The organism is Pradoshia sp. TA40_28 (genome assembly GCF_059694525.1).
In genome coordinates, this window is the sequence record NZ_JCATZO010000003.1 from 32,451 (window position 1) to 46,991 (window position 14,541).

Annotated in this window: 14 protein-coding genes; 5 read left to right on the forward strand and 9 right to left on the reverse strand. The window is 38.9% G+C overall.

The window, feature by feature from the left end:
• Positions 1 to 59 precede the first annotated feature (59 nt).
• Entirely contained in the window at positions 60 to 659 is a 600-nt protein-coding gene (gene vrrA / locus AC58NB_RS04285; RefSeq protein WP_497425592.1) for a VrrA/YqfQ family protein, read from the forward strand.
• A gap of 147 nt (positions 660 to 806) precedes the next feature.
• On the forward strand, positions 807 to 1,748 hold the full coding sequence (locus AC58NB_RS04290) for a 4-hydroxy-3-methylbut-2-enyl diphosphate reductase (RefSeq protein WP_497425593.1): 942 nt from the start codon (positions 807 to 809) through the stop codon (positions 1,746 to 1,748).
• 362 nt (positions 1,749 to 2,110) lie between these two features.
• On the opposite strand, the gene AC58NB_RS04295 is transcribed toward AC58NB_RS04290, so the two are convergent.
• Together AC58NB_RS04295 and AC58NB_RS04300 are read right to left on the reverse strand one after the other, a co-directional pair.
• Positions 2,111 to 3,232, reverse strand: coding sequence for a Nif3-like dinuclear metal center hexameric protein (locus tag AC58NB_RS04295; RefSeq protein ID WP_497425594.1), 1,122 nt, complete (start codon positions 3,230 to 3,232; stop codon positions 2,111 to 2,113).
• The gene (locus tag AC58NB_RS04300) at positions 3,232 to 3,939 is read right to left on the reverse strand and encodes a tRNA (adenine(22)-N(1))-methyltransferase (protein ID WP_497425595.1); all 708 of its coding nucleotides are present in this window, start codon (positions 3,937 to 3,939) and stop codon (positions 3,232 to 3,234) included. The genes AC58NB_RS04295 and AC58NB_RS04300 overlap by 1 nt, the downstream gene beginning before the upstream one ends.
• A gap of 201 nt (positions 3,940 to 4,140) precedes the next feature.
• Between AC58NB_RS04300 and AC58NB_RS04305 the strand changes: the two genes are divergently transcribed.
• The 3 genes from AC58NB_RS04305 to AC58NB_RS04315 are packed head-to-tail and all read left to right on the forward strand — an operon-like array spanning position 4,141 to position 6,853.
• The gene (locus AC58NB_RS04305) at positions 4,141 to 4,944 is read left to right on the forward strand and encodes a GDSL-type esterase/lipase family protein (RefSeq protein WP_497425596.1); all 804 of its coding nucleotides are present in this window, start codon (positions 4,141 to 4,143) and stop codon (positions 4,942 to 4,944) included.
• 3 nt (positions 4,945 to 4,947) lie between these two features.
• Positions 4,948 to 5,868: an ABC transporter ATP-binding protein gene (locus AC58NB_RS04310; protein ID WP_497425597.1), complete on the forward strand. Its 921-nt coding sequence runs from the start codon at positions 4,948 to 4,950 to the stop codon at positions 5,866 to 5,868.
• Positions 5,861 to 6,853: an ABC transporter permease gene (locus AC58NB_RS04315; RefSeq protein WP_497425598.1), complete on the forward strand. Its 993-nt coding sequence runs from the start codon at positions 5,861 to 5,863 to the stop codon at positions 6,851 to 6,853. Before AC58NB_RS04310 ends, AC58NB_RS04315 begins: the two co-directional genes overlap by 8 nt.
• Positions 6,854 to 6,894: 41 nt before the next feature.
• Here the strand turns inward: AC58NB_RS04315 and cccA are convergent, their stop codons facing one another.
• The 7 genes from cccA to AC58NB_RS04350 form a co-directional block, all read right to left on the reverse strand.
• Positions 6,895 to 7,251: a cytochrome c550 gene (cccA, locus tag AC58NB_RS04320; RefSeq protein ID WP_497425599.1), complete on the reverse strand. Its 357-nt coding sequence runs from the start codon at positions 7,249 to 7,251 to the stop codon at positions 6,895 to 6,897.
• 385 nt (positions 7,252 to 7,636) lie between these two features.
• Positions 7,637 to 8,770, reverse strand: a complete 1,134-nt coding sequence (rpoD, locus tag AC58NB_RS04325; RefSeq protein ID WP_497425600.1) for an RNA polymerase sigma factor RpoD — start codon at positions 8,768 to 8,770, stop codon at positions 7,637 to 7,639.
• A gap of 37 nt (positions 8,771 to 8,807) precedes the next feature.
• Positions 8,808 to 10,625, reverse strand: coding sequence for a DNA primase (gene dnaG / locus AC58NB_RS04330; RefSeq protein ID WP_497425601.1), 1,818 nt, complete (start codon positions 10,623 to 10,625; stop codon positions 8,808 to 8,810).
• A 41-nt stretch (positions 10,626 to 10,666) separates the two neighbouring features.
• Complete coding sequence (locus AC58NB_RS04335; protein ID WP_497425602.1) at positions 10,667 to 11,158, reverse strand: YaiI/YqxD family protein; 492 nt, start codon at positions 11,156 to 11,158, stop codon at positions 10,667 to 10,669.
• 245 nt (positions 11,159 to 11,403) lie between these two features.
• Positions 11,404 to 12,210, reverse strand: coding sequence for a pyruvate, water dikinase regulatory protein (locus AC58NB_RS04340; protein ID WP_497425603.1), 807 nt, complete (start codon positions 12,208 to 12,210; stop codon positions 11,404 to 11,406).
• Between the two features lie 42 nt (positions 12,211 to 12,252).
• The gene (ccpN, locus tag AC58NB_RS04345) at positions 12,253 to 12,891 is read right to left on the reverse strand and encodes a transcriptional regulator CcpN (RefSeq protein WP_497425604.1); all 639 of its coding nucleotides are present in this window, start codon (positions 12,889 to 12,891) and stop codon (positions 12,253 to 12,255) included.
• A 137-nt stretch (positions 12,892 to 13,028) separates the two neighbouring features.
• Positions 13,029 to 14,411, reverse strand: coding sequence for a glycine--tRNA ligase (locus tag AC58NB_RS04350; RefSeq protein WP_497425605.1), 1,383 nt, complete (start codon positions 14,409 to 14,411; stop codon positions 13,029 to 13,031).
• Positions 14,412 to 14,541: the final 130 nt, after the last annotated feature.

Genomic DNA, 14,541 nt, shown 5'->3' on the forward strand with positions numbered 1-14,541 from the left:
GACATATTCTATTATGTGTACCTAAGTAAAATAGACCAAAAAAAGAAAGGAGGGAAAGTATGCCACCCATGAGGCCACCTATTTTTGGCCCGCCACGAGCCGGTTTTATGAGAGGATCTGCACCACAATTTAATACAAGAGGATTTTTTGGCCCCCCAATGCCGAGAGGAGGAGGGTTTCCCCTCGGAGCAACTAGAGCACCTAAACAAAGCGGGGGATTCCTGGCATCGTTATTTGGCAGAGGCGGAGGTTCCGGTTTAGCACAACAGGGTGCCAGTACAGTCGCAAAAGCAACCGGCGGTGGGTCTACTCTGTCCAATTTCATGAATAGTACACAAAAGGTATTGGCTGCAGGTGAACGAGTTGTCCCAATGGTTCGCCAGGTTCAGCAATATGGACCGCTTATCAAAAATCTACCATCCATGTGGAAAATCTATCGTGGATTAAGCTCGACTACAACGGAAGAAAGTGTTGAGCATTCAGCTGAATCAAGCAAAATAGAGTCATCCAGTCACTATGAAACCTCTTCTTCTTTTAAAAGTTCTAAAAAAACAAGGGATGAATCCAGCCATATGGAAGTATCAACCGAACTTCCAAAAAGCTCATCTGAGAAACCTAGAGCTCATGTAAAGCCATCCGTTCCAAAACTTTTTATCTAATCATACAGCGCCCCTAAAGAGGAGCGCTTTTTACATAGGCTCTATCTTGAGGATTTCTTTTTGTAAGTTTTCAATTGCTCGCTTATAATATATAGAAACACTCCATCTGTTAAACAGACCAAGGAGCAAGGAGGCTTTTTTTAATCAATGAAAGTAGTTAAAATTTCCCCAAGAGGATATTGTTACGGCGTTGTTGATGCGATGGTTATCGCCAGAAATGCCGCTTTAGATAAAACTTTACCCCGACCTATTTATATTTTAGGCATGATTGTCCATAATCAGCATGTAACGGAAGCATTTGAACAAGATGGGATTATCACACTTGATGGTAAAGACCGTAAAGAAATTATTGAGAAGGTTGATTCAGGTACCGTCATCTTTACTGCCCATGGTATATCCCCTGAAGTACGAGAGATTGCTAAGAAAAAGGGACTTGTAACGATTGACGCAACCTGTCCGGACGTTACAGCTACTCATAATTTAATTGAAGCAAAAGAAAAAGAAGGCTATGATATCATTTATATCGGTAAGAAAGGACATCCTGAACCTGAAGGCGCTGTTGGTGTAGCACCCGACATTGTACATCTTGTGGAGCACAAACAAGATATCGATGACCTTACCATTAATAATGAGAAAATCATTGTGACCAATCAAACAACCATGAGCCAATGGGATGTTGCAGACTTAATAGAAGAAGTGAAGAAAAAGTATCCTGCAGCAGAAATTCATAAAGAAATTTGTATGGCCACTCAAGTACGTCAGGAAGCTGTAGCTGAGCAGGCAAAAGATTTGGATGTGCTCATTGTAGTTGGAGATCCTAAGAGTAATAACTCCAACAGATTGGCACAAGTATCTGAAGAAATTGCCCATACCAAAGCGTACCGGATTGCTGATGTCAGCGAGTTGGAAATAGATTGGATCAAAGATGCTCAAGTAGTTGGTGTAACAGCAGGAGCATCCACGCCAACACCGATTACCAAAGAAGTCATTACATTCTTGGATCAATTCGATTCGGCTGACCCCTCAACATGGAAAACAGAAAAGAAAGTACCTCTTTCCAAAATATTGCCTAAAGTAAAAGTGAAATAAAAATTATTTGTGAAAATAGCTAAAAAGAAAAAAGGACCAGGGGGTCCTTTTTCTTTTGTTTAATCTAGTTCTGGGCCTAACCGCTCGAGTCATAAGTGTAGCTGCTGCGGAGGCCAACAGGACGTTGGTCACAAAGGCGTTGCCACACAACGTGGCGTTCTTAGCCTTTGTTCCTTGATTCACTCCCTACGCACCTCCTCTTATGCTTGTCGCGGCTGAGCAAGGCCCTTCAGCCTTTTATGTAATCTAGCTTCTACGGCTAGAAGTTCAGGACATAAGCATGACCTCTTCAGGAGGAAAGTACACCTCCTTCCGAGCCCCTGTCTTATGCTCCTCGCTCCTGAGCAAGGCCCTTCAGCTTTTTAAATTACCCGAAATGGATTTGTATCGATTGCGGATGAAATAAATTCAACTTCATAGCCAGAGTCTTTGCATAGGGATGTCATTTTAGTGGAAACGCCCTGTTTCATAATTTTTTCTACATTATGGCCTGGGTCAATGATGTTCATGCCTTCCTGCTTAAAATCAACAGCTGTATGGTAATAAATATCACCGGTAATAAAGACATCCGCACCGGCAAATTGTGCTGTTCTGACAAATTTATCACCGTCTCCGCCTAACACTGCCACCTTTTCCACAGTGGCATCGAGATCACCGATTACTCGAACAGAAGTCACATCCAGTGCCTGTTTGACATGCTCAGCATACTCTCTTAAAGACATAGCCTTTGAGATGGCTCCAATTCTACCCAGTCCATATTCCTTGCCTGTCTCATTTTCAAGAGCATATAAATCATATGCTACTTCTTCATATGGATGAGCTTTCAACATCGCTTTTACTACTTTGTTCACAGAAGGCTCCGGTACCACAACCTCTACCTTCACTTCTTCCACCTTTTCCATTTCTCCAGCAGTACCGATGTACGGATCGGCCTCTTGCTCTGGCTTAAATCTACCTGTACCAGAAAGCGAAAAGCTGCAATGACTGTAATTGCCCAAATTACCCGCTCCAGCTTTTCCTAATGCTTCACGAACCTTATCTTCTGCTGAAACAGGTACATAAACAGCTAATTTATGGAGCTTTTCCCGACGGGTCACTTTCAACACAGAAGTATTCTCAAGTCCCAGCGCATCTGCCAGCATATCATTGACCCCGCCCTCAGCGATGTCAAGATTCGTATGCGCCGCATAGAGAGCAATATCATTTTTTATTAATTTTTCAATCGTTCTCCCAGCCGGCTGATCAGGAATAATTTTTTTTAATGGACGAAAAATTAATGGATGATGGGCAATGATTAAATCAATGCCATGATGAACAGCTTCGTCAACCACTTCTTCCGTTACATCTAATGCTACCATAACTTTCTTTATCTTCTTGCCAAGACTGCCGACCTGCAATCCGATTGGGTCTCCATCCTCAGCTAAATATTTGGGAGAAAAGCTTTCAAAAAGCTGGATGACTTCATAACCATTTGGTGTCTTCATTATTGAAGCGCCTCCTCTACCAACTCTATTGATTTTTGAATTTCTTCTTTCTTTTCCTGAGTTCGTTCGTTTTTACTGGATTCTATTTGTTTCACTATCCTATTCCAATGCTTTAACTCCATTGTCCACTTTTTCATAAAGATTGAATTCTTTTCCTTTAATAAAAATGGTCCCATTAATTCTGCTGCTTCAAAAGGCAATCCTTGATAAGAATTCATAGGTTCTCCTTTTTCTGCCACTAAAATTTCATATATTTTTCCGTCCTCTTCCAGGATTTCTTCCGCCTTCAATTCCCATCCCTCAGCAATCAGCCATTTTCGAATAAACTGAGCACCAATATTAGGTTGGAGAATTAACGTCTCTCTCCCTGAAAGGTTTAATTTTCCATTTTCCAAAATACTCGCTATTAAAGAACCGCCCATTCCGCATATGGTTATGGCTGTCACTTCTCCAGGAGATATAACTTCCAACCCATCTCCTTTACGAACAGAAATAGCGTCTTCTAGCTGAGATTCCCTCACTTGGCTTAACGCAGACTGAAATGGACCTTCCACTACTTCTCCTGCAATGGCTTTTTGCACGATGCCTTCTTTAACCGCATAGCAAGGGAGATAAGCATGGTCAGATCCAATATCGGCCAAAACACTTCCCTTTGGTACATAGGAGGTTACACGCGTTAATCTTTTTGATAATTTATCTACATTCATTACTTCATACTCCACTCTTAATAGGAATTCATTTATTTCTTTAGTATAAGAAAACTCATCCCCTAATGCAAAGGACTTTCTTTAGAATACATATTTCAGCTAAAAATTCTCCTGCTTATTCCAATATTTTGGTTTAATAGAGATAGGAACGTGAAAACTGAAACTATATCAACATCTATACTAGCTAAAGCAGGTGATTAAATGAGAAAAAGGTGGGTTACCGGCACAGTCCTCATCATTAGTTTACTGACAACTGTTCTATTAATCGCAGGATTTATTCAGGGTACTCAAGCAGTTATACACCCTAAGGAGATTACTCAACATAAAACGGAAAAAGAGAAAGAGCCACTTACTAAAAAGGACAACGAAAAATTAACTATTGTTGCTTTTGGCGATTCTTTAACTCGAGGTGTTGGCGATGATAGCGGAGATGGATATGTAAAAAGATTAACCACTAAATTAACAGAAGACTATAATCAAAAGATTAGCCTATCCAACCTCTCAGTCAGCGGAGCTAAAACAAACGATTTACTAACTCTTCTTAATACTTCAGGCACCGAGCATACTCTTAAAAACGCTGATTTAGTAGTTATGACAATTGGAGGAAATGATCTCTTTCCCGGTGTCGAAACATTAACAACTAACCTCGCTGAATATACACCCGATACAAATACTTTTGTTACTAATAGCAAGAAAATTATCGAGACTATCCGCTCTCATAATACGGATGCACCCATCTATTGGATCAGCCTGTACAATCCTTTTGAAGAATTTAAAGAATTAGGTGATACGTCAAAGTTTGTTATTGATTGGAACCACCAATTGCAAATCCTTGCTACGCAATATCCAGAAATACATATCATTCCAGTCTTCGACTTATTTCAAGGCCAAGGAAAAAACTTTTTATACACGGACCATTTTCATCCAAATAAAAAAGGCTATGAAGCTATTTCAGAACGATTAATTCAGTCCATAGCAAGTCAACAACAGTTGGGAGAGGATTGATTTATGAGTCAACCTGTATTGAAAGTCGATCATTTAACCAAAGTCATTAAAGGAAATCACCTTGTTGAGGATATCAGTTTTGAAGTTAAGCATGGAGAGGTTTTTGGATTTTTAGGTCCTAACGGCGCTGGTAAGACTACTACGATCCGCATGTTGGTCGGTTTAATCAAACCGACCAAAGGAACTATTACAATCGATGGTTACAACCTACGAACATCATTTAAGGAGGCCATGCGCCAGGTAGGGTCCATTGTTGAAAACCCTGAGCTGTACACCTATTTGACCGGCTGGGAAAATCTCAAACAATTTTCCCGTATGCTTGGTGATATATCGGATAACAGAATTGAGGATATTATTCGGCAGGTAAATCTTGAAAGCAGAATACATGATAAGGTTAAAACCTATTCTCTAGGCATGAAACAGCGCCTTGGAATCGCACAAGCTTTACTCGGAAATCCGCAATTATTAATCCTTGATGAACCTACTAATGGGCTGGATCCATCAGGGATTCGAGAATTGCGTGAATTTGTCCGCAATTTGGTAGAAACAAAAGGAATCAGCGTATTTATTTCCAGTCACTTATTAAGCGAAATTCAATTAATGTGTGACCGGGTAGCAATTATCAATAAAGGAAAAATGATTACTGTCTCTACCGTTAATGATTTACTTGATCAATCCAGAGACAGAGTCGAGTGGAAGGTTACTCCCCTCAATAAGGCATTCGATTTATTAAAAACAAATGAACACATCCATGATTTACAAATAAAAGAAGATTTGCTTGTCTGCAGCTTACCAGCGGAGTTAATCAGTACGTATAATCGATTCTTGATTTCTAGTGGGATTGATGTACATTCCGTATACAAAAAAACGTTAACCTTAGAGGATCTATTTATGGAGCTGACAGGGGGGAACAATCATGATTGAATTCGGTAAACTCGTATTTAACGAAGCAGAAAAAATAATTAAAAAGCGGCGTATTGCGGTCATCATCTTAATCCTGCTCGTGCTGATTCCCATTTTCCTTTATGCTCAAAACCAACAAATAAAAGAAACGGAAAAACGCCTAGGAACTGATGACTGGCGCGTAGTTCTTCAGCAAAGAATTGTCGAAGGCCAGAATCGTCTCAGCAGTACCGGTATATCAGAGGAATGGAAGCATTATTTAAGCATCCAGGTTAAACAGCAGCAATACTATTTAGAACATGATATCAATCCCAGCTCTCCTGGTGCCCCGACGTTTGTCAGGGAGTTTCTAAAACAGGGGATTGGCATGTTTATTCCTTTACTTGTGATGATTGTAGCGATTGATATGATCAGTGGGGAGCGCAGTGATGGTACGATTAAATTACTGTTAACCCGTCCTGTGAAAAGGTGGAAGATTCTTCTAAGCAAATACGTGACTTTGCTTCTTTTTATTTCCCTCATTGTTTTAATTGTTATAGCCATGGCTTATTTGTTAGCTGGAGTATTCTTTGATTTCTCAGGCTGGAAATTACCGATTGCCACGGGGTTCGAATTTGTTAACGGTAATTTAATTACCGATTCGATTCAGCTTATTCCTCAATGGCAGTATATATTAATGTCAGCAGGACTTGTGTGGTATGTCAGTGTAATCGTCGGTACAATTGCTTTCATGGTCTCTGTACTGATTCGCAATACACCGGGAGGTATGGGCGTGATGTTTGCCTCCCTCATAGCAGGAGCTATTTTAAAAGGATTTGCGACAGCTTGGGACGGAGCAAAGTATATTTATAGTGTGAATATGGAATTAATCGACTATCTTTCAGGAACCATGCCTATGATTGATGGAATGACCTTGCCGTTCTCCCTTTCCATTTTAGCATTATGGGGACTCGGCTCTCTCCTTATCTCCTTTATCGTGTTTACACGGCAAGATATGCTTAGTTAATGCATAAAAAAAACCCATTGCCTCTGCAATGGGTTTTTTCCTTATTTTAAGCCTGCAATAAATTCGACCATATCGTCGACCTTATCTTCAGGTACAAGCCCACCAGGCATCATTCCTTTACCGTTCACGACACGATCTTTAATGTGTTCTTTGTCCGTAACGCCTATTAATTTAGGACCGGCTGCACCTTCATAATTACCGCCATGACAGGAAGCACATTGTTGCTTATAAATATCTTCCGGTTTATCAGAACTTGCTGTTTGTTCTGTTTTTTCGCCGCCTTCTTTCTCTTTGGCCATTTTATCAGCGTCACCAAGGCCTTTAAGTGATAAGAAAAAGACTAATGTAATACCCATTACCATAATTAAAATGTATGGCATAAATGCATTGTTTTTCATAGTAGTTCCCCTCCCCTATGTAAATACTTTAACCATCATCTTACATTTACCCTTCTCCATTTTACTGTAAAAACCAAATTTGGAAAAGTTATAACTTTTATTTTCTGCAAAGTTTTCCAAATATTAAAAAGCTCAGATCAAAATTCGCGAAAGTTCATCAATCATAAAGATGAGTAATCCCTCCAGGTTTTAAATATATCTTTTTAGAATTCCTTGATAAATACCATTGATTCTTTATTATCTGATTACAAGTAAAATGACCCTCCTACCGTATTGATTCAGTTATTTACGCAAAGGGTTACCCTAAAAATGCCTATCAAATAAAAAAACAGCTCCATCCCAATTTCTGGGTGGAGCTGTTTTTTATATCTATTTATGATATATTCTATTCTAAGAAATCCTTAAGACGTTTACTGCGACTCGGATGACGTAATTTACGAAGAGCTTTCGCTTCGATTTGTCGAATACGCTCACGTGTTACGCCAAATACTTTACCAACCTCTTCCAATGTGCGGGTTCTGCCATCATCTAACCCAAATCGTAGACGAAGAACATTCTCTTCACGGTCTGTTAAAGTATCCAATACATCTTCCAGCTGTTCTTTCAGTAATTCATATGCCGCATGATCAGAAGGAGATGTAGCGTCTTGGTCTTCTATAAAATCACCCAAATGAGAATCATCTTCTTCTCCGATTGGCGTTTCTAAAGATACAGGCTCTTGAGCAATTTTAAGAATTTCACGAACTTTTTCTGGTGTTAAATCCATCTCTTCAGCTATTTCTTCCGGTGATGGTTCACGTCCTAAATCCTGAAGGAGTTGTCTTTGAACACGGATTAGTTTATTAATGGTTTCTACCATATGCACAGGAATACGGATCGTTCTGGCTTGGTCAGCAATTGCACGAGTGATGGCTTGTCTGATCCACCATGTTGCATACGTACTGAATTTAAACCCTTTACGATAGTCGAATTTTTCAACCGCTTTGATTAATCCCATGTTCCCTTCCTGAATTAGATCAAGGAACAGCATACCGCGGCCTACATATCTCTTAGCGATACTGACTACTAGACGAAGGTTTGCTTCCGCCAGACGTCTTTTTGCTTCTTCGTCGCCTTCTTCAATACGCTCTGCTAAAACAATTTCTTCTTCCGCAGATAATAAATCAACGCGACCTATTTCTTTAAGATACATGCGTACAGGGTCATTTATTTTAACACCTGGAGGAACGCTTAAATCATTCAAGTCAAACTCTTCCTCTTTTTCAAGCTCCTGAGTTCCTGGATTATCATCATCACTTTCGTTCACTATATCAATACCTTGCTCTCCAAGATATTCATAAAATTCATCCATTTGTTCAGAATCAAGTACGAAGCTGGAAAGTCTTTCTGCTACATCCTCATAAGTAAGTTTACTGCGCTTTTTCCCTAGCTCTGTAATAAATTCTTTTACCTGATCTAATGTCATTTCTGTGTTGGTATCTACTTCTTTTTCTTTGGAACGTGCTGACTTTTCAGCCATTTGTTCCCCTCCTTCTCAATCCACTTCTTATTTCACGTCATAAAGAATTTCTTAACGAAATGAGCTCGATTCCCAATTCGACGGCACGTTTTGTATCCTGTCTTCTTGTAGCTTCGAGTTGTTCCGCCTCCTTTTCTTTAATGACTAGTAATTTTTGATATCTGGTAATTTGGTGGACATAATCATATAGTTCCTGTTCGCTTGGATCGTGATTATACGTCATCATTTCAATTTCTGTAACAATTTTACGCAAATTCGGATCTGGCAGGAAGTGCAGAAACAAACTTGTATCTGCTTCATGATCTTCCTCATAAAATGCGAATAAATACGTAATGATTGCCTGATGATCATCTACAATCATTTGATTTTCTCCAAGCAATTTTTGAATACGAAATGCGAGTTCACGATCATGGAGCATTAAGGCCAGTAATGTTTCTTCTGCTTTTACATAAGCAGGTTTCATCCGAGTTTCTTTACGCATTGTTGGATATGTTTGCTTTTGAACATTCGGACTTGGAGAGTTTTTTGCCTTTTTATTATATTTACCCACTTTGCTCTGTTGATTAAGCAAAGAATCGAGAGAAAGTGTGAATTCTGTAGCAATTTGCCTTAAATAAAATTCTCTTTCGACTTCACTATCAAGTTTTGCTGTTTCACGAAGGACAAGATCGATATAATCCATCTTATCGCCTTCGTTTGCAAAGTTTTTCCCTCTTTTATGGTAGATCATTTTAAAAGAGATATACGTATGTGCGGCCCCTATTATATCATTTTGGAATTTTTCTTCTCCAAATTCCTTGATATAGTCATCGGGATCATACCCATTTGGCATGATTGCGATTTTTACCTGACAGCCGCTTTCCCGGATCAAATCAGCTGTTTTATTTGCTGCCTCTATCCCAGGAGCATCCGAATCATAACAAACGATTATGGTATCTGTACTGCGCTTGAGCAATTGAAGATGCTGTTCAGTTAAGGCTGTCCCCATGGTTGCAACACCATTATTGACCCCTGCACGGTCGGCAGATATACAATCAGCGAATCCCTCAAACAAGATAGCTGCCCCTTTCTTTCGTATAAAGGGGCGAGCAAGATGATAGTTGTATACTATTTTGCTCTTGTTAAATAGAGGTGTCTCGGGACTATTCAAATACTTTGGTTCATCTCCGGCTGCAAGAGCTCTTCCAGAAAAAGCGATTGTTTTACCTTGCCGATCAAAGATCGGAAACATAATTCTGTTCCTAAACCGATCAAAATATTTTTGTCCGTCTTCTTTTTTAACCAACAATCCCGCCTTTTCCATGCGTTCGATTGAGAAATTCCGCTTTTTTAAGAAATTATGCACATAATCCCAGGAATCAAGTGAATACCCTATCTGGAACTTTTCTATGGATTCCATTGTAAATCCGCGGCTAAGCAGATATTCAAGGGCTTCCTGACCCTGTTTTGTATTTACGAGCAAATGATGGTAAAATTTCCTTAAAAGCTCATGAGCTTCCTTCATATCGTCCAGTTCATGGCGAGGCTTTGTCCCATCAGGAGATTCATTTTCATGAATATCTAGAGGAATATTAGCCCTTTCAGCCAGACTTTTTGCAGCTTCAGTGAAGGAATATCCTTCTATGTCCATTAAAAATGTAAATACATTCCCTCCGGCTCCACATCCAAAGCAATGGAAGATTTGCTTATCCGGGGCGACAGAAAACGATGGACTGTTTTCATTATGAAATGGACATAGACCAAAATAATTACGACCTTGTTTTTTCAACTGAACATATTCACCAACGACATCAGCGATATCATTTTTAGTGCGTATTTCGTTCACTATCTCTTCTGGAATTAATTGGTTTTTCAAGTTTTAACACCTATTTCATAATAAGCATGAATAAATTAATTCTATATCGGTCCCTGAAATCCTTCAATTTTCGACAATATTTTTTTAAATTCCGCCGAAAATTTTATTTTATCCGGGTTTTTTATTTTCTTTGGCCCTTTTTCATATTTACCGGATCTTCTCGCTTTTGCATTCAAATGTCTGGTTTCAAGAAATGTATCAATTTTATCTTCTGTTATCTCTATTCCCCTTGAGGTTAAAACATATGCATGCTTAGCAAGACATCCTGCTGCCAGTCCAATATCTTCTGTTATAACAATATCATGCCGCTTTAAATGATTTAATATATATAAATCTGCCGCATCTCTTCCGGGTTCTACCCACTTCCAGGTGACATCGGGATAACGGTCTGTAGTATTCGTATAGGCTGCCACGAAGTTAATCTCTACTTCATATGGTTTGCATACGCTCAAAACCTCTTCTTTAACCGGGCAGGCATCCGCATCTACAAAAACCGTAAAATGACTCTTCCTTTGTATTTCTACATCTCTCATCTTAATCCTTCTTTTTTCTAGACTGATTATACGTTTGTCGAATTATTTTTTTTAGGACTTCTTGACTTTTTGTTTTTTAAAAGCTTATTCTAGTTTATTCCTTTATAAATAACTCTAAACCTGATGAAGGGCATTTTATCACAATTTTTTATTATAGAATAAAACTTGTCAAATTGCTACACTTTTCACTCGGAAAATAAAAATGTATATTTTACATGTAAAAAACATGCTTCCGCATGCTCTTTTTATCGTTGATTATTAATGATATTGACAATAATGTTCGCTGTTTCTTCAACTGCCTTATTGGTCACATCAATAATCGGACAATTAAGCCTTTTAACAATGGCTTCGAAGTAAGCCAACTCTTCTTTTATGCGATCCATATTCGCATATACCGCACTATCGTTAAGTCCTAAAGATTTTAAACGCTCTCTTCTGATATTGTTCAATTTTTCACTGCTAATATGTAACCCAATGCACTTATTAGGATTTACCTGGAATAGTTCTTCCGGAGGTTCAACTTCTGGAACAAGCGGGACATTTGCAACTTTAAATCGCTTATGTGCCAAAAATTGTGATAAAGGAGTTTTTGAGGTTCGTGACACACCCAACAGCACGATATCAGCCTTGATAATTCCTTTTGGATCTCTGCCATCATCATATTTCACTGCGAACTCAATCGCTTCTACTCGCTTAAAATAATTTTCGTCTAACTTTCTTACCAGTCCTGGTTCATTTAACGCTTGCTCTCCAAACTTATTTTCAAGTGTATCAATAAAAGGACCAATGATATCATAGGCAATCACATTTTTTTCTGCTGATTTTTTAGCCATATACTCTCGTATTTCCGGCTTTACCAAAGTATATGCAATGGCTGCTTGATCCATTTCTGCCAAGCTTAATACCTCATCAATTGTAGAAATGTCTTCCACAAATGGAATTCGCTTAAGCGTTATATTTAAATTGCTAAATTGACTCACTGCCGCCTTTGTCACAAGATCAGCTGTTTCTCCCACTGAATCCGAAACCACGTATATGATAGATTGATTCATTGTCTCCTCCAGTAATGAATAATTTCTTTTTATCAAAATTGGTTAATGGTCGTCTCGAGCCAAACCAACAAACGCCTTCGTAATGTTTGTTTTAGTTAGTCTCCCTATAACTTCTAAGCCTTTGGGACTTTTCTTAACAACCGGAAGGGCATCAATTTGCTTTTCGATCAATTTTTCAGCTACATCAATTAGCAAATCTTCTTTTGTACATACCGTAATATTTGGCATCCGTGTCATAATAATATGTACGGGTATACTGCTTAATTCCTGTTGACCGAGACTAGCTCTTAATAGGTCTTTTCTGGAAAGGACACCTACCAGAAGCGATTCTTTATCCACAACAAATAATGTACCCACATCTTCCAAGAACATGGTGCATATCGCATCATACACAGAAACCCCATCGCTGACGACGATCGGAATCGATTGATAATCTCCTACCAACAATTTTTTTAGGTTATCAGTAAGCAGCTGTGTTTCTGTCCTGCCTGTATAGAAATATCCCACACGTGGTCTGGCATCCAAATAACCGGCCATTGTCAAAATTGCTAAGTCCGGACGTAAGGTTGCCCGAGTTAAATTTAGTTGATCAGCAATATGCTCGCCGGTAATAGGTCCATTGTCCTTAACAATTTGGAGGATTTGTTCTTGTCTTTTGCTTAGTTCGATCTTATTCACCACCCTAAACTGCCCTTATACAAAATGATATATAAAGTTTATTATAAACTATTTATCCATGATGTGTAATAAATCATCTTAATTTAAAATAGCCTGCCCAATAAGGGAATACCGCATTCCCTCATTGAGCAAGCTTTAGGTTAAAATTTGATTTTTGATTGTAAAAAGACTGGAAGTTCTTCGATACTGATGCGTGTTTGCTCCATTGTATCACGATCACGTACGGTTACTTGATTGTCCTCTACTGAATCAAAGTCATATGTGATACAGAATGGTGTACCAATTTCATCATGACGACGGTAACGTTTACCAATGGACCCAGCTTCATCATAGTCTACCATGAAGTCCTCTGAAAGTTTTGCAAAGACCTCTTTTGCTCTTTCAGAAAGCTTCTTGGACAATGGGAGAACAGCAGCTTTAAACGGAGCCAATGCTGGATGTAAATGCATCACTGTACGGGAAGTGCCATCCTCAAGCTGTTCTTCTTCATACGCATCAATTAAGTATGCCAATGTTACACGATCAGCTCCCAAAGAAGGCTCTATGCAATAAGGAATATATTTTTCATTTGTTTCTGGATCCAAATAATTGAAGTCTTCTCCTGAATACTCCATATGTCTCTTCAAGTCAAAGTCTGTACGGGACGCAATACCCCAAAGCTCTCCCCAACCAAACGGGAATTTATATTCGAAGTCAGTAGTTGCATTGCTGTAATGAGAAAGTTCTTCGTCTTCGTGGTCACGAAGGCGGAAGTTTTCTTTTTTCATTCCTAATGATAGCAACCATTTCTCAGCGTAATCTTTCCAAAATTGGAACCATTCCAATTCAGTTCCTGGTTTGCAGAAAAACTCTAATTCCATTTGTTCAAACTCACGAGTACGGAAAGTAAAATTCCCTGGTGTAATTTCATTACGGAAGCTCTTCCCAACTTGGGCAATTCCAAAAGGTAATTTCTTTCTCATTGTACGTTGTACATTCTTAAAGTTAACAAAAATACCTTGCGCCGTTTCTGGACGGAGAAAAATTTCATTTGTACTGGATTCTGTTACACCTTGGAATGTTTTGAACATAAGATTAAATTGTCTGATTTCTGTAAAATCCTTCGCTCCGCAATCAGGACATGCAATATCATTCTCTTGGATTAGTTCTTGCATTTTGTCAAAAGATAATCCATCAACAATCATTTCTGTGCCCTTAGCCTGCAAAGCATCTTCAATCAATTTATCCGCACGATGACGAGCTTTACATTTCTTACAATCAATCATCGGATCATTAAAGTTTCCGATATGACCGGAAGCCTCCCACGTACGTGGATTCATTAAAATAGCAGAATCAAGACCTACATTGTATGGAGATTCTTGAACAAACTTTTTCCACCATGCTTTTTTAATATTATTTTTCACCTCTACGCCAAGAGGGCCGTAATCCCAAGTATTCGCAAGACCTCCATAGATCTCAGAGCCCGGGAAAATAAATCCTCTGTGCTTTGCGTGTGACACAATTTGATCCATCGATACTGTCATATTCGTATCTCTCCTTTATACAAAATAAAAAACTCTCATCCCTATGCTTTAATAGCATAGGGACGAGAGTTAACCCGCGGTTCCACCCTATTTGCCGGATTTCCGGCCACTTTGTAATGCGTTACTCCAG